Origin of the sequence: Dorea sp. 210702-DFI.3.17 (assembly GCF_020560825.1) — a bacterium.
In the GTDB taxonomy this organism is placed as follows: domain Bacteria; phylum Bacillota; class Clostridia; order Lachnospirales; family Lachnospiraceae; genus Dorea; species Dorea formicigenerans.
In genome coordinates, this window is record NZ_JAJCNB010000034.1 from 1 (window position 1) to 16,541 (window position 16,541).

Genomic DNA, 16,541 nt, shown 5'->3' on the forward strand with positions numbered 1-16,541 from the left:
AATATAGAGTTATCAAGGTTCAGCACACCTTATTGGTGTGGGAAGTTTGAGTTAAGTACATTTCTTTTCAAGAAGAATCTATACATCATAGTCGGCAATACAGGAAGACAATGTCTTGATGACCGTATCAATATCATCCGGTGTCTCCTCTTCTCCAATCCACTCAACTGTACAGGCAAACACATCGCCGTCTGATAACTCTGCCCAAACACGATAACCACTCAACTCTTCCATATTATAGGAAAAATAATTCCACATTTTCCCATTGTATTCACTGCTCTGTGTATCCATTGCCGGAATCGTATCATCAGAATTTGCGGTATACAGATATTGTACTTCTTCCTTCATATCACTTTCTACAGTGGAAACATCTGTATTCCTAAGAGTCATCACATATTGCAGACTGCTGCCATCTACATTTCCAATACGTTCAAATGCTCTTGCCGTGTCCGAAGAAAAGTCTGTCTCAGAACACCCTTTTGGTGCAGATACTTTTATAGTCCATACATCGTCCTCCGAAGATAACTCGTACATCTTATCGTCTGCCTCTTTCGTCTGAGTATCACTTTTATCATTATCTTTAGAATTGTCTGCATTCTGGCTTTGTTCCGTCTTCGCATCTGCCTGATTATCATCCTTTTCTTTATTGCCACACGCTGCGCTAGAAACACTTAACGTTAATATCATCAAAAATACCGCTGCTTTTTTCATATTCTTTTCTCCTCTCTCTAAATATCCTGATATTCCAGAACTGTTTCACTAATTTTAACATTTTCGCAAAAAAAAGTCATCCCTTTGTGTCTCCTCATCTTGCAAGAGACTGCCAAACACGCTATAGTTGAAATATAAAGATGCCAGGGTCAAAAGGTCTAAATCCACATGAGCTTGCTCATAAGTGGATGAAAGACCTTGGGACCCGCCCCAATATGAGCCTAAAAGTGGGATGGCAATCCCACGATATGCGAATAATTGGGAGGATTGTGGGAGTGCAAAGCACGGAACAATCCGTAGGCATCATAGTTGGGGCTTTTGCCCCCAACATCAATATAAATCATACAAAGAGAAAGAGGTTTATTTCTATGATGTTAAAAGATAAAACCATTCTATTAGGTGTTACCGGTGGGATTGCTGCATATAAAAGTGCCATGCTTGCCAGCCGTCTTGTAAAGACCGGTGCCTGTGTTCATGTTATTATGACCCAGAATGCCACTAATTTTATTAATCCAATCACATTTGAAACGTTGACGCGCAATAAATGTATTGTAGATACTTTCGACCGCAATTTTGAATTCAAAGTAGAACACGTTGCTCTTGCTCAAAAAGCAGACGTCATCATGGTTGCTCCGGCAACTGCAAATGTAATTGCAAAACTTGCACACGGACTGGCTGATGATATGCTCACTACAACTATTCTCGCAAGCAAAGCTCCTAAGATTATTGCTCCTGCCATGAATACAGGAATGTATGAGAATCCTGTCACTCAGGACAATCTAAAGCTTCTTGAAAAATATGGTATGGAGGTCATCACTCCGGCTAATGGCTGGCTTGCCTGTGGTGATGTCGGTGCCGGAAAGATGCCGGAACCAGAAGATTTATTCGAATATATTTTAAAATGTATAGCATGTAAAAAAGACTTGCGTGGGAAAAAGGTTCTGGTCACCGCCGGTCCTACTCAGGAGGCAATCGATCCGGTGCGTTATATCACCAATCATTCCTCCGGGAAAATGGGCTACAGCCTCGCGAAAGCGTGTATGCTTCGCGGTGCAGATGTAACTTTAGTCACAGGTAAAACTGCTCTTACTCCACCGCCATTTATAACGACCGTCCCTGTCATCTCTGCTAAAGATATGTACGAAGAGGTTACTGCAAGAAGTGCCGGTATGGACATGATCTTCAAAGCTGCCGCTGTTGCTGATTACCGGCCAGTCCACATAGCTGATGAGAAAATCAAAAAATCGGATTCTTCCACTTCCATTGAGCTGGAACGTACAGATGATATTTTAAAATATCTTGGAGAACATAAAACTCCCGGTCAATTCCTCTGCGGCTTCTCTATGGAAACGGAAAATATGCTGGAGAATTCCAGAAAGAAGCTGGCAAAAAAGAACCTTGACATGGTTGTTGCAAATAATCTGAAAGTTGCCGGAGCTGGATTTGAGACGGACACCAATGTTGTCACAATGATTACAGATACAGAAGTTCTGGAACTTCCAATTATGAATAAAGAAGAGGTTGCATTCCACATTATCGACCAGATTTTATCTATGCAGAACACTGACAGATAACAACCCATGAAGGCAATTTAAGCAGTCTTATTTTGAATAAATAGCATTCTTGAAAGTGAACAGGCAGTCCAAAAGGACTGCCTGTTCTGATGATGATATATAATTACTTATGGGGTTATATGTTTGGTTTCACATTATGAAATCTATTTTCATATCGTGAACCTTTCTTTGCTTTGAATTATACACGAACTCATAAAAAAGTCAAGTTTTTTTTGCTCTTTCTTCTATATCATGCTACAATAGATGACAGACAGTGAGGAACTCTGTTATCCCACTGTAAATAGTTTTATCTAAGGAGTATAACATTGAGTGAGAAAAATCCAATCCAGGTCTCTGACCGAATTTTCCGGACTATTGAACTGCTTGCCAGATCCGGACCTTCCGGTCTTCTTGATATCAGTAATGAACTGGAATTAAATAAAAGTACTGTCCATCGCATTTTAAATTCCTTAATTTGCATGGACTATGTAAAACAAGATCCGGATACTTCCAAGTACAGTCTTACCTTTAAGATCTGCAGTCTTTCTAATCAGGTTCTTTCACATAACAGTCTCATTGATATTGCAAGACCTTACATTCAGGATCTTGCTGAACAGACCGGCGAAACTGTTCATCTCGTACAGATGGAAGGAATCAACGCTGTATATATCGATAAAGTAGAAGCACCACATAATTCTGTTCGTATGGTATCTATGGTCGGAAAAACAATCCCTCTTTACTGTTCCGGTGTCGGTAAGGCAATTCTTGCTGATATGGATGATGACCAGATCCGTCAGATTTGGGAACAGAGCGAATTACACACTTATACAGCCAATACCGTTACTGACTACAATACCTTTTTAGAGGTCATCGGTGCAATTCGTAACAACGGATATTCCATGGATAATGAGGAGATGGAAATCGGAGTCCGGTGTATTGCTGTATCCCTTGGCTGTGTACACCACAAATTGCCATATGCTATCAGCATCTCTGCTCCAAAGGACCGCATGAAAGATAAGCAAATTACCCAATATAAAAAGCTTCTATTAAATACTAAGAAGCAGTTACTGGCTGAATTGGGACAGTAACCTTTTAATTGAACAGAGCGAATTATCAATAGATTTTTATCATGAATCATTGTAGAGAATAAGAAATGCCAGATAACGATATATTTCCTAGAATCGTTATCTGGCAATTATTTTATTTCTTTTTAATTTAAAAACTTTCTTAATTAATTTTTAAGTTTCATGCTTTAAAAATCTGTCGTACATCTCTTTTTGATTTCACATACAACTTCATTCTGCGGTGGCACATCAGTATCTCCCTGCAGAACCCGTAACATATAATCTACAGTGTCATTACACATCTTCTCCAGATGATTGTCCACAGAAGTTAATTCCGGTTCACAGCCTACCGAAAGCTGCGAATTATTATATCCTGCAATTTCAATATCATCTGGTACTTTAAGTCCTTTCACATTCGCATACTTAAGTGCTCCAATCGCGAGTCCATCATCCGTTGCAACAACACTGTCAAACTCCAGATTCTTATGTGAAAGAAGCATATCCCTGACATGATGAATCCTGTTCTTTGTATAGAACTTTAATTCTCCGCGAATCGGATATCCGGCATCGCGAAGAGCGGCCTCATACCCCGCCATCTTCTTCGATGCGCTGTATGAATAGGAATCACACAAGAATAAGATTTTCTTCTTTCCCCGACGGATAAATCCACTCGTCACATCATATGTTGCCTTAAAATCATCACAAAAAGAACAGTAGATATTCTTTCCTTCTACGAATCCATTGATCAGAAATACCGGTGTCTGCTTTGCAGCTTCTTTTATGTATTCCACATCTTCCGGGTGTCTTTCCCGACCTGCGTAAGTAGAACTTACCAGAATAAGCGCATCAATCCGCTTCGACAGTAACATTTTCGTATGTGCCTCTTTCGCTTCCAGGTCATAACCACTGCATCCCAAAATACAGTCATATTCATACTGATGCAGACGTTCTTCAAGGAATGCCACTGCCTGTGCAATAAATGCATCCGATATATCCGGGCACAAAATCCCGATGGTCTTCATAGAATCCAGTCCAAGTCCCCTTGCAAACACATTTGGCGTATAGCCACACTGTTCCATCACATCAAGAACCTTTCTTCTGGTCTTCTCACTGACCTTTGTACTTCCATTTACCACTCTTGAAACAGTCGCAATGGACACTCCCGATAATTTTGCGACATCATAAATGTTCACTGCCATATGCAAAAACTCCTACTACGCTTCTAATTCCTATACGTCAAATTTAAAGTACTCCACTGCATTGTTGTAAGAAATTCCCTTTACAATTTTCTCCAGTGTCTTGTAATCATCCGGATACTCTCCGTTATCTACCCATCCTCCAATCAGCTCGCAAAGGATACGTCTGAAATACTCATGACGTGTGTAAGATAAGAAACTTCTGGAATCTGTAAGCATTCCTACAAAGTTACTTAAAATACCAAGGTTTGCAAGTGATGTCATCTGAGCTGTCATTCCGACTTTGTGATCATTGAACCACCATGCACTACCCTGCTGGATTCTTCCAACGGTCTTCTCATTCTGGAAGCATCCGATGATTGTTCCGATAGACTCATTGTCGTTCGGATTCAGAGAGTACAGAATTGTCTTAGGAAGTGCATCTGTATCAGACAATGCATTTAACATATCTGCCATTTCTGAAGATGGTGCATAGTTATTGATGCAGTCATATCCTGTATCTGGTCCAATCTGTTTATAACGTACTACATTATTGTCACGTTTGCATCCATAATGAAGCTGCATTACCCAGTCACGTTTATTATACTCTTTTCCAACTGCAAGAATAAAGGCTGTCTTTGCTTTCAGTTCCTCTTCTTTTGTGATTTCTCCACCTGCAAGACGTTTGCTGTAGATTGCCTCGATTTCTTCCTCGGAAGCCGGTGCGTACATTACATACTCAAGAGCATGATCTGATACAGAGCAGCCTCTCTCCTGGAAATAGTCCATACGTTTTACAAGTGCCTCGATCAGAGTCTTGAAGCTCTTTACTTCAATTCCACTGACTTCACTTAACTTTTTAAGGTAATCAAGATACTCTGGTTTCTCCAGATTCATAGCCTTATCTGGTCTCCATGCCGGAAGTACCTTTACATCAAATGTATCGTCTTTTGCAAGTTTCTCATGATATTCAAGAGTGTCAATCGGATCATCTGTTGTACAGATTAATTTTACATTTGACTTTTTAATGATATTTCTTACGGTCATATCATCCTGTGCAAGCTTCTTATTGCAAAGATTCCATACTTCCTCTGCTGTCTCACCGTTTAAGTATCCTTCATATCCGAAGTATCTCTTTAACTCCAGATGACTCCAGTGATACAGTGGATTACCGATCAGTTTTTCAAGAGTCTCAGCCCATTTCTGGAATTTTTCACGATCTGTAGCATCACCTGTGATATATTTCTCATCTACACCATTGGAACGCATCTGACGCCACTTGTAGTGATCTCCTCCGAGCCATACCTGTGTGATATTTTCAAACTTTCTATCTTCACAGATCTCCTGTGGGTTAATATGGCAATGATAATCTACAATCGGCATGTTCTCTGCATAATCATGATAAAGTTTTTTTGCCGCATCACTTGTTAATAGAAAATCCTCGTCCATAAATTTCTTCATTTTTCTTTCCTCCTGTGTTCTATGCTTGCATCGTCTATATTGTAAACGCTTACATTTATTACATTTTACCCCAACTGCACATATGAAATCAATGGTTTTTAAGCAATCTTTTCGACAAATTTGTTATCTTGTTTTTGTGCATTTTTCCAAAAATGCTTTTTGGGCAAAATTGATTTGTCATTTTTATTGACCTAAACATCAAAATGATGTATGTTTAGTGTAAGCGCTTACACGTTTATTTTATAACAAATTCAGATGTCGAAGACATTTCTTTCATCGTGAGTTCATGATGATCAGAATTTTTAATGTCTCCTTCATCATTTACTAGTACTAACATCATTTTTTAAGAGAAAGGATTTTATCATGAAAGAATTTATCAAAATTCACCAGAATGATAACGTTGCAGTTGCACTTACTCCTTTATCTGCAAATCGTACATTAGATGTGGACGGTACAGAGGTTACTCTCCGTGAGGACATTCCCCAGGGACACAAGTTTGCTCTGACTGATATTCCTGCTGATGCTCAGGTTATCAAGTATGGCTGTCCAATCGGTATTGCAAAGGAGAACATCAGCTGCGGAAGCTGGATTCACACACATAATATTCGGACTGGACTTGGAGATCTGCTTACTTACACCTATGATCGTTCTGTTACAGAACTTACCCCGACAGCTCCTCGCACTTTCAGAGGATACCGCAGACCGAACGGAAAAGTCGGCATCCGTAATGAAATCTGGATTATTCCGACTGTAGGCTGTGTAAATAACGTTGCTACTGCGATCGAACGCAAGGCTCAGAAGTATGTACAGGGATCTGTAGAAGGAATTTTTGCATTCCCACATCCTTATGGATGCTCCCAGATGGGAGATGATCAGGAGAATACCCGCAAGATTCTGTCTGATCTGATCAATCATCCGAATGCCGGCGGTGTCCTTGTTCTTGGACTCGGCTGCGAGAACAGTAATATTGATGTACTGAAGAATTACATCGGCGACTATGATCCGAAACGTGTCCGTTTCCTTGTTGCTCAGGAAAGTGAAGATGAGATTGCTGATGCACTTAACATTCTCGAAGATCTGTCCGCTTATGTTGGAAGCTTTGAACGTGAAGACATTGACTGCAGCGAACTGGTCATTGGTATGAAATGCGGTGGCTCTGACGGACTTTCCGGTATCACAGCCAACCCGGTCGTAGGAGCATTTTCCGATCTTCTTATCTCCAAAGGCGGAAGTACTGTTCTTACAGAAGTACCTGAGATGTTCGGTGCTGAGACTCAGCTAATGAACCGTTGTGAAGACGAAGTATTATTTGAAAAGACAGTTGATCTGATTAATAACTTTAAACACTATTTCCAGAGTCACAATCAGACAATTTATGAAAACCCGTCTCCTGGAAATAAAAAAGGTGGTATCTCCACTCTTGAGGACAAGTCTCTTGGCTGTACTCAGAAATCCGGAAGCGCTCCGGTCATGGACGTACTGTCTTATGCAGAACAGGTTAAGACAAAAGGTCTGAACCTCTTAAGTGCTCCTGGAAATGACTTGGTTGCTTCTACTGCACTGGCTGCTTCCGGTGCACACATTGTACTGTTTACTACAGGTCGTGGAACACCGTTCGCATGTCCTGTACCAACTATGAAGATTTCTACCAATTCTTCATTAAATAACAGAAAACAGAATTGGATCGACTTTAACTGTGGAACCCTGGTAGAAGGGGATACTCTTCCTGAACTGGCAGAAAAACTGTTCGATGAAGTTATCGCAGTTGCTTCCGGTAAAGAAGTAAAATCCGAAATCGCCGGATTCCACGATATGGCAATCTTTAAACAGGGTGTAACATTGTAAAAATCATATCTCATTAATTTAAGAAAGGAAGAAACTCAATCATGGAAACATTAAATTACGAAGTTCTTAAGAAATCAGGTTATAACGGATATATCAAAGAATCCGCACCAGAGAAAGTTATGCAGTTCGGAGAAGGAAACTTCCTTCGTGCATTTGTAGATTATTTCTTTGACTGTGCAAATGAAAAAGCTGACTGGAACGGAAAAGTTGTATTAGTTCAGCCAATCGCACAGGGACTTACAAAACTCATCAACGACCAGGAAGGACTTTACACACTGTACCTTCGCGGAAGTGAAAAAGGGGAGAAAGTTGACTTAAAACGTGTCATCTCTTCTGTAAGCAGATGTATCAATCCATATGATGATTTCGACGCAGTTCTTGAGCTTGCCAAGAGTGACGACCTTGAGTATATCGTATCCAACACAACAGAAGCCGGTATCGTACACGAGTCAGAAAGCAAATTTGACCAGTGTCCTCCAATCAGCTTCCCTGCCAAACTGACACGTGTACTTTATGAGCGTTACAAAGCAGGTAAAGATGGAGTTGTAGTTTTAAGCTGTGAGCTGATCGACAACAATGGTAAAGAACTCCAGAAATGTGTCAACGAGTACATTGATGACTGGGGACTTGAAGAAGAATTCAAAACATGGATCAATGAGAAGAACACATTCTGTTCTACACTGGTAGACCGTATCGTTCCAGGACGTGTACGTGATGCAGAAGAAGTTAAGAAAATGGAAGAAGCAAATGGATATCACGATGAATTGATTGATGTCGGCGAGATCTTTGGTGTATGGATCATCGAAGGACCTGCAGGTCTTGAAGATAAGCTTCCATTCAAGAAAGCCGGTTTAAATGTACATGTTGTAGAGGATGTTACTCCATACAAGAAGAGAAAAGTTCGTATCCTGAACGGTGCTCATACAGGTTTCGTTCTTGGTGCTTACCTGTCTGGACAGGACATCGTTCGTGACTGCATGCACAACGAAACGATCAAAGGCTTCATGAACAAAATGCTTTACGATGAGATTATCCCTACGCTTCCACTGGACAAACAGGATCTGCTTGACTTTGCAACAGCTGTATCAGACAGATTTAACAACCCATTTGTAAATCATGAGCTTATGAGCATTTCTTTGAACTCAACATCTAAGTGGAAAGCTCGTAACATGCCTTCATTCCTTGAGTATATCAACGAAAAAGGTGAGATTCCTACTTGCCTGGCAATGAGCCTTGCAGCTTACATTGCATTCTACTCAAATGATATTCAGAGACGTGAAGATGCAGCTTTGGTATGCAAGAGACCAAAAGGAAATGAGTACAAAGTACAGGACGATGCATGGGCACTTGACTTCTACTATGCACACAAAGATGACAGTGCAGAAGAACTCGTAAAAGCTGTACTTTCCAACAAAGATATGTGGGATCAGGATCTGACAGAAGTCAAAGGACTGGAAGAACTGATTGTCGCTGATCTTAAGAAAATCCGCGAAGAAGGTGCAGAAGCAGCTTACGCTTCCTGCCTGTAAAATAAATATAGCTAATAATTTTAGCCGATAACTTTATATAGTTATCCCCCCTGAAGAAAGGGTGCTTCAGATACGGTCACAATATGACCTCTGAAACACCCTTTCTCTCTCATTAGAAAACCTTGCAGAATCTGAGCCACCTAAGAAGTTCCTGCGACTTCAGTGCAATGGAGATGAGATATAAGAAAAGTGCACGCCTCTGCGTACACTTTTCTCGTCTTATATAGCTCATCGTAATGTTCTGCACTGGGAGCTTGAACTCTCAGGCGGCTCAGATTCTATAGCAATTTTCTATTACCATTTTCTAAACCAACTCAGCCTTAATCTTTTCAATCATCTGAGCATATTCTTCATCACTTAATAATTTCTTTCCCGGATTCATTTCGAATGTTCCACCCCACTCATACTCATCCGTATACTTTGGTACAAGATGGAAATGCAGATGATGTCCTGTATCTCCATATGCGCCATAGTTTACTTTTGCAGGTTTGAAGATTTTGTGGATTGCCTCAGATACCTTCGCAATCTCCTCTAAGTATGCTGCTCTCTCTTGTGGTGTCAGCTCCAGAATCTCACTGACATGTTTCTTATGAGCAACCACAACTCTTCCCGGATGGCTCTGCTCTTTAAAAAGATATACTTTAGAGTTTTCCAGTTCACAAATCTTAATTCCAAATTTTGCTAATAATTCTCCCTCTACACAATATGCACAATTCTGATCTACCATCTTATTTTCTCCTTTTACGTTGTTTTGGAAATATTTTTATTTCTAATTTAATTAAATCGTTTCCTAAGTATTCTTTACATTTATGTAATGTTTTCAAACTTTCATTTATAATAAAAGCTTTCACCTTATAAATTATAAATTCTAAATGCCTATTACCATTACCTGCAAAGCATCACCACAAGCGGTATTGTTACCAGACTTGCCAGTGTAATAATAAATACACCCTGCGCCGCATAATCAGCTTCTGTTGAACCGAAGCTTTCTGCCATAATCGGAATACTCGCCATACTCGGAAGTGCAATAATCAGCGTCCAGATATTTCTCGCAAGATCATTCACGCCAAGCCACGTCATCACACGAAATATGACAACCGGCATAACTATCAGCTTAATGATTATGACAAATACAACTGGCCATGCTTTCTTTAATGATCCTGATTCCATCAGTGCAATCGTTCCTCCGATATACAAAAGTGCCAGTGGCTTTGCACAGCTTCCTATTGTATCAAAGCTTCGAAGAATCAGTAAATCTGATGGCACTTTCAAAATCATCAACACCAGCCCGATCAGCACTCCTACTATAACAGGATTAGACAGCTTCTTTATGATCAGCTTCAAGGATAATTCCTGTCCTCCTTCTGATTTAGAAGTGAGCAATACTCCTTCTGTCCAGAGGAACAGATTATCTATTACAACGCAGAAAGAAAATGCTACTACTGCAACCGGATCAAATATCTCTTTTACAAGAGGCAGCCCAAAGAACGCCATATTTCCGAAAAGACATTGGGCAGTAAAGATTTTTCTTTTATCTCCCCGGAAATGTAATAACGTTCCTGTCAGGAATCCAGCTCCTGTAAGCAGCGGATATGTAATCAGTGCATAGGGAATTACAGATTTTGCAATATCCCATGCATTTTCCTCCTGCACTGCTGACGGAAATACTGCAATCAGCATCAACGGACAGATAACGCCCATAAGCAGACTGCTTAACCCATGAATGACTTCGGCTTTCAAAAGCCCTAATTTTGCTCCTATAAATCCACATCCGAGAATGACAAAAAACATAATCATTTGACTAATCAACGTATTCATATCTATAGACATTATTTTGTTTCCTCCATTCTCTCATTTCAATTTTATATCCATGATATGAAACTCTAATTCAATTCATGGTCTACATTATGTATATTTTTTAATTTGTATGTTTCATCAAAAATCCCACTACAACACTGTCATATGGCTCAGGATATTCCCACTGATGTACATGTCCGCCTTCCGGTGCAAGATAGAATTCTGCCTGTGGGATTCCATGTACTAATTCCATGGTCTTCTCTATATTCATGAACAAATCCTTTGCCCCTGCAGCGATCAGTACCGGCATTTTAAGCTCATGCAGCCTGCCTGCTGTATTGTGGCTGAGGCATGCCCCACACTGTGCCTTATAGGCATACACAGGCATTGGATAAGGGTACGCTGCATCTTCTTCAATAGATTTCTCAATCTTCTCTGGGTGATGTATCTGCGTGTATTGGCCATAGGTCATCCAAAGATTCAACTGCTTTAATACTGCCGGATCTGTATCTTCTTTCAGCTCACAGATTAAATTTAAAGCCTTTTTAAATGCCGGACTTACACTTGCAAATGTACTTGTCAAAATCAGACTCAGAACTCTGTCCGGAACTTTCAGTGCCACCTGCTGTGCAATGGCGCCTCCCATAGAGACACCCATAACATGGGCTTTTTTGATATCTAATGCATCCATAATACCGATGATATCGTCTGCCATCTGCTCTGTTGTATAGCTCTTTGCTTCCGGTTTGTCGCTTAATCCTGCTCCTCTGTTATCCGGAACAATACACCAAAACCATTTACTTAAAAGCTCATAGTTATGCTTCCATTTATCTCCTGGTGCTCCAAGTCCCATAATCATAATAATAGGGACACCGCTTCCAAATGTCTGTACATGAAATTTCAATCCATTTACATGGACATCCATACATTCTTTTTTCTGATTCATTTTATGAACCTGCACTTTCTGCTTTTTCTACTCTTAACCGACCTTTGAATATTTCTTTTGGCTAGTCGCGCTCCTTACGTGGTGTCTTGCCATCATAAATGTACATCTTACGGCTGTCGCACTCTGGAAGATCCTTTCTCATGCGGTCAAATACCGGCTCATAATCCAGATCCTGAATCGGCAGGTCTACACGCACATTGTTCAGTGCTGACAGGCACATTCCTTCCAGAATTTCATATCCGTGATATGCTGTATCAATGTTGCAGCTGTGAACTTTTGAATCATCCTCCATCCACTCTGCAAACTCTGTATAGTAAGGTGTCTGAATCGGAATCTGCTGATGATTTCTCCAGCCTGGATCCTTTCCTTCTATCAGACGACCATTTGTAGCCTTTGTGCATGCTCCCCAGAACCCGTCTGTCTCAGCATATACATAACCTTCTTTACCATAAACAGTCAGACGATTATCGCTGCTTCCATACTCCGGTGGGTTGTGAGCCTCTGCAAGATATCCACACTCTACATAAGCATGTACTCCATTTTCCAGTTCCATAGTACCAAGCAGGTAATCTGGTGCCGGATGGTTATCATCCAGACAAATCGGACCGTGTACATGTCCACATACCCATTTTGCACGATGTCCACCATTCGCCCAGAGAATATAGTCTACATAGTGTGTTCCAAGCTGGCTGAACCAGGCCTGACACTCTACATGTATTTTTGTGATCTCGCCAATTTCGCCGTCCTCAATACGTTTCTTTAGTGTCTGCATCTGGGACAGATATTTCTGCTGATGACAAACAACTGCTTTGATTCCGTTATCATGGCACAACTTTACAATTTTCTTTGCCTCCTGAAGACTCTCAGCCATCGGTTTTTCAAAGGAAATTCCTTTTACACCGTATTTTACTGCCAGTTGAATGACAGAAAGCCGGAGATCTGGATATGTAACAAATACAAATATTTCCGGTCTTGTCTCCTTTAACATCTCTTCTGCATCCGTAAAAAGTGGTACATCGTCCAGATGGTATTCCTCAGCAACTGCTTTCATCTTAGGCTCATCAATATCGCAAAGGCCTACTACTTTATAATAATCTGGATTTTCCAGAAGCCCGTGAAGATGAATCTTACCACGGACTCCGAGACCCATTACCGCAACTGTATGCATACTCATAGTCTCTTTTCCTCCTGAGAAAAAACTTTTTTGTATCTTTACTGAAATATCTCTTCTTCCAGCAAAGTCTGCTTCTGTCTGATTGCTTACCTGTGAATCTGCCGGCACATATATTTTCCGTCCTCAGCAACAACCCCGTCACTGTCTGTCTCTGCACGCGGGCTTTCATCTTCCACCATAATCCAGCCAAGGTATCCTGTCTCTGCCAGATATTTGATAATTGCAGGATAGTCAATCTTTCCTTCTCCCATAACAGCCCATTCATTCTGAGCAATACGGTCTTTAAAATGTACGTGGCGGATCAGATCTCTGTGTGCTTTCATCTGTTCAATTGCACTCATACCACCATTCTCAATATGTCCTACGTCCGGAGCCCAGCCAATAGCAGTCGGCTGAATCAACTCAAACATGGCTTCATAGTCTTCTTCTGTACGAAACAACGAATTCTTTGCACTGTTCGGATGGAAACAACATACGATTCCTGCCTCTGCTGCCTTAGCCGCTACAGATGCCATGCAGCTGATCAGACATTTTCTTCTTTCTGCCAATGCTTCACCTTCTCCTCTAGGTACATTTCCTGCATGATGACTCAGCATAATCTTGGCATTTGGAAAATGTTTCACGAATTCAATTGCTTCACGGCTTAACGCTGCTTCTTCCACATTCTCCTCCATACCATTCCAATCCTGATGAAGAACAAGTGCCGCAAATTCCATGTTATATTTCTCAAGCTGTTTTTTCACACCTTCCGGGTCATGGAACCATGTTCCAAGCATGTCGATTTCGCACTCAATGCTCTGAAATCCTGCCTCTGCTGCCACTTTAAGCATTCTCGGCAACTGACCAAAATGCTTTCCCATCTTCCATGGATAGGACTGACAGCCAAATTTTAAATTGTACACTTCTTCCGACCTCCTTTATAATTTTCTATAAATATCCGCATCAAGCTTATTGTATAAAATACCGATAAATGCATAAATATTCTTATTTATTGCAAAATTGTCTGGATTTTTTTACAAAAAAGGCTCTCAACACATAATCTCGCATAATTATGTCGTAGAGAGCCTGTTTTATTGTCGCGATGCAGCTAATGCATTACGTAAGATACTATACTAAAGCTTTGATAGCAGCAATCTGATCTTCATTCAGATCTAAAATATCGCTGTTGTCCATGGATGTGTTGGAGTCCTCAATCAGGATCATCTTTGTATCCTTGCATGTTACTGTGTTATGCCACAGTGTAGCTGGGATATTGTAAACCTTGTTTGGCTCCATCTTAACTGCCTTGATATCAAGACCGCCTTCTACTTCATTTGCATAGATCAGTGTGCAAGATCCGGCAACAAGTACGAAAAGCTCATCAGTCTTGTTGTGACGCTCCAGATTGTTGATTCCTGTGATGTCGTTAGCTGGTTTCCAGTTTTTGATACCAACTGTCCATTTCTCGTTCTCGAATACTCTCTGCATTCCTTCTCCGTCAAATGAATAATTTAAAATTTCCATGATTCTTATCTCCCTTTTATATAATAAAATGAATTTGATCAGATTCTTATGCTAATGTTGCTTTGCATTTTTCAACGATGTTCTCAGCTGTAAGTCCATAAGCTGCAAACAGTTCAGCTGGTTTACCGGATTTTCCGAATTTATCCTGGATACCAACTCTTTCGAATTTAGCTCCGGCATGTCCTGCAAGAACTTCTGCTACAGCAGATCCAAGTCCACCGATCACAGAATGCTCCTCAGCTGTTACGATACCTTTGCACTTCTCGTTCATAGCAAGGATTGTCTCAGCATCGATAGGTTTTACTGTGTGCATATTAACAACTGCTGCAGAAATTCCTTCTGCCTCAAGCATCTCAGCTGCTTTTAATGCGATTGGTACCATAAGTCCCATTGTGATGATGCAAACATCGTTACCATCTTTTAAGATGTTAGCTTTTCCCGGGATAAATGGTGTATCCTCTGTTGTGATATCCTCACAAACAGGTCTTGCAACACGGATGTAAACTGGTCCGTCAATCTCTGCTGCTGCAAATACAGCTTTCTCCATCTCTGTAGGATCACATGGTACAAATACCGTCATGTTCGGCATCTCTCTCATAAGAGCAACATCCTCGATAGACTGATGACTTCCTCCGTCCTCTCCTACTGAAAGTCCGGAATGAGATAATCCAAATTTAACATTTGTGTTTGTGTATGCAATAGAGTTACGAATGATCTCATAAGCTCTTCCTGATCCGAAAAGAGCAAATGTGCTTGCAAATGGAATGTATCCTGTATGAGCAAATCCAGCTGCCATGCCCATCATATTACACTCTGCAATTCCTGCGTTAAAGAAACGATCTGGAAATGCCTCAGCAAATGTAGCTGACATTGTTGCGTGTGCAAGGTCTGCATCTAATGCAACGATCTTATCGTTCTTCTGTCCTAATTTAACTAATGCTTCTCCGTAAGCAACTCTTAATGATTTTCCCATCTTCTTACGCCTCCAATTCTTTCATAGCTGTCTCGAACTCTTCTGGTTTCAACGGTCTTCCGTGCCATCCTACCTGATTCTCCATGAAGGATACACCTTTACCTTTGATTGTGTGGCAGCAAATGAATTTTGGCTTACCAGATACTGGAGCCTCAATTGCTTTGTCAATTTCTTCGATGTTATGTCCATCTACTTCAAAGCATTCGAAACCGAAGGCTTTAAACTTCTCAACGATGTTTCCAAGTCCCATAACCTGATCGTTAGTTCCATCAATCTGAAGTCCGTTATAGTCAAGTAAAACGCAAAGGTTATCAAGTTTGTAATGAGCTGCTGCCATAGCTGCCTCCCATACAATACCTTCCTGACACTCGCCATCACCAACTACTGCATATACTTTGTAGTCAGCTTTTGCATGCTTAGCTGCAAGAGCAAGTCCTGTTGCCAGAGACATTCCCTGTCCAAGAGATCCTGTGTTCATATCAACACCTGGAGTCTTGTTGCAGTCCGGATGTCCCTGAAGATGGCTGTCAATCTGACGAAGGTGTGCCAGATCCTCTTTCGGGAAATATCCCAGATCTGCCAGGATTGCATATAATGTAGGGCAAGCATGTCCCTTACTTAATACGAGACGGTCTCTGTCTGCTTTCTTAGGATCCTTAGGATCAAGATTCTTCATCTCATCATAGTAGAGAGCCATAAGAATCTCAACACATGATAATGATCCGCCCGGATGACCTGACTGGCAGGCAAATAAACTCTTCAATATCTCTTGGCGCAATTCCTTTGCTTTTTTCTCGTAATTCATTTTTC

The 16,541-nt window shown here is 40.8% G+C and carries 15 protein-coding genes; 4 read left to right on the forward strand and 11 right to left on the reverse strand.

Annotation, left to right across the window (positions count from 1 at the left end; genetic code table 11):
- Positions 1-78: 78 nt before the first annotated feature.
- Positions 79-711 (reverse strand): hypothetical protein, encoded by a 633-nt coding sequence (locus tag LI149_RS12635; RefSeq protein WP_227143433.1) that lies wholly within the window; start codon positions 709-711, stop codon positions 79-81.
- A 368-nt stretch (positions 712-1,079) separates the two neighbouring features.
- On the opposite strand from LI149_RS12635, the gene coaBC reads away from it, so the two are divergent.
- Entirely contained in the window at positions 1,080-2,285 is a 1,206-nt protein-coding gene (gene coaBC / locus LI149_RS12640; RefSeq protein WP_005335355.1) for a bifunctional phosphopantothenoylcysteine decarboxylase/phosphopantothenate--cysteine ligase CoaBC, read from the forward strand.
- Between the two features lie 305 nt (positions 2,286-2,590).
- Positions 2,591-3,352 carry an IclR family transcriptional regulator gene (locus LI149_RS12645; protein ID WP_117494544.1) on the forward strand — a complete coding sequence of 254 codons (762 nt, stop codon included), beginning with the start codon at positions 2,591-2,593 and terminating at the stop codon, positions 3,350-3,352.
- 164 nt (positions 3,353-3,516) lie between these two features.
- Here the strand turns inward: LI149_RS12645 and LI149_RS12650 are convergent, their stop codons facing one another.
- Together LI149_RS12650 and uxaC are read right to left on the reverse strand one after the other, a co-directional pair.
- Positions 3,517-4,527, reverse strand: a complete 1,011-nt coding sequence (locus LI149_RS12650) for a LacI family DNA-binding transcriptional regulator (protein WP_118000999.1) — start codon at positions 4,525-4,527, stop codon at positions 3,517-3,519.
- A 30-nt stretch (positions 4,528-4,557) separates the two neighbouring features.
- The gene (gene uxaC, locus LI149_RS12655) at positions 4,558-5,964 is read right to left on the reverse strand and encodes a glucuronate isomerase (RefSeq protein ID WP_227143434.1); all 1,407 of its coding nucleotides are present in this window, start codon (positions 5,962-5,964) and stop codon (positions 4,558-4,560) included.
- A 363-nt stretch (positions 5,965-6,327) separates the two neighbouring features.
- Here uxaC and LI149_RS12660 point away from each other — a divergent pair, with 363 nt between their 5' ends.
- Positions 6,328-7,809, forward strand: coding sequence for a UxaA family hydrolase (locus tag LI149_RS12660; protein ID WP_227143435.1), 1,482 nt, complete (start codon positions 6,328-6,330; stop codon positions 7,807-7,809).
- Positions 7,810-7,850: 41 nt separating this feature from the next.
- A complete protein-coding gene (locus tag LI149_RS12665) occupies positions 7,851-9,338 on the forward strand; it encodes a tagaturonate reductase (RefSeq protein ID WP_227143436.1) in 1,488 nt (495 codons plus the stop codon).
- A 304-nt stretch (positions 9,339-9,642) separates the two neighbouring features.
- Here the strand turns inward: LI149_RS12665 and LI149_RS12670 are convergent, their stop codons facing one another.
- The 8 genes from LI149_RS12670 to LI149_RS12705 all read right to left on the reverse strand — a co-directional run bounded on the left by LI149_RS12670 (position 9,643) and on the right by LI149_RS12705 (position 16,536).
- Complete coding sequence (locus LI149_RS12670; RefSeq protein WP_227143437.1) at positions 9,643-10,065, reverse strand: HIT family protein; 423 nt, start codon at positions 10,063-10,065, stop codon at positions 9,643-9,645.
- A 158-nt stretch (positions 10,066-10,223) separates the two neighbouring features.
- Complete coding sequence (locus tag LI149_RS12675; protein ID WP_117606025.1) at positions 10,224-11,168, reverse strand: AEC family transporter; 945 nt, start codon at positions 11,166-11,168, stop codon at positions 10,224-10,226.
- An 88-nt stretch (positions 11,169-11,256) separates the two neighbouring features.
- A complete protein-coding gene (locus tag LI149_RS12680) occupies positions 11,257-12,081 on the reverse strand; it encodes an alpha/beta fold hydrolase (protein ID WP_227143438.1) in 825 nt (274 codons plus the stop codon).
- Positions 12,082-12,142: 61 nt separating this feature from the next.
- Positions 12,143-13,255: a Gfo/Idh/MocA family protein gene (locus tag LI149_RS12685; protein ID WP_040015710.1), complete on the reverse strand. Its 1,113-nt coding sequence runs from the start codon at positions 13,253-13,255 to the stop codon at positions 12,143-12,145.
- 86 nt (positions 13,256-13,341) lie between these two features.
- The gene (locus tag LI149_RS12690) at positions 13,342-14,157 is read right to left on the reverse strand and encodes a sugar phosphate isomerase/epimerase (RefSeq protein ID WP_227143439.1); all 816 of its coding nucleotides are present in this window, start codon (positions 14,155-14,157) and stop codon (positions 13,342-13,344) included.
- A 205-nt stretch (positions 14,158-14,362) separates the two neighbouring features.
- Positions 14,363-14,758, reverse strand: a complete 396-nt coding sequence (locus tag LI149_RS12695; protein WP_005340851.1) for a hypothetical protein — start codon at positions 14,756-14,758, stop codon at positions 14,363-14,365.
- 46 nt (positions 14,759-14,804) lie between these two features.
- Positions 14,805-15,731, reverse strand: a complete 927-nt coding sequence (locus tag LI149_RS12700) for a transketolase family protein (RefSeq protein WP_022278555.1) — start codon at positions 15,729-15,731, stop codon at positions 14,805-14,807.
- Positions 15,732-15,735: 4 nt separating this feature from the next.
- Positions 15,736-16,536: a transketolase gene (locus LI149_RS12705; RefSeq protein ID WP_005335319.1), complete on the reverse strand. Its 801-nt coding sequence runs from the start codon at positions 16,534-16,536 to the stop codon at positions 15,736-15,738.
- Positions 16,537-16,541 lie beyond the last annotated feature (5 nt).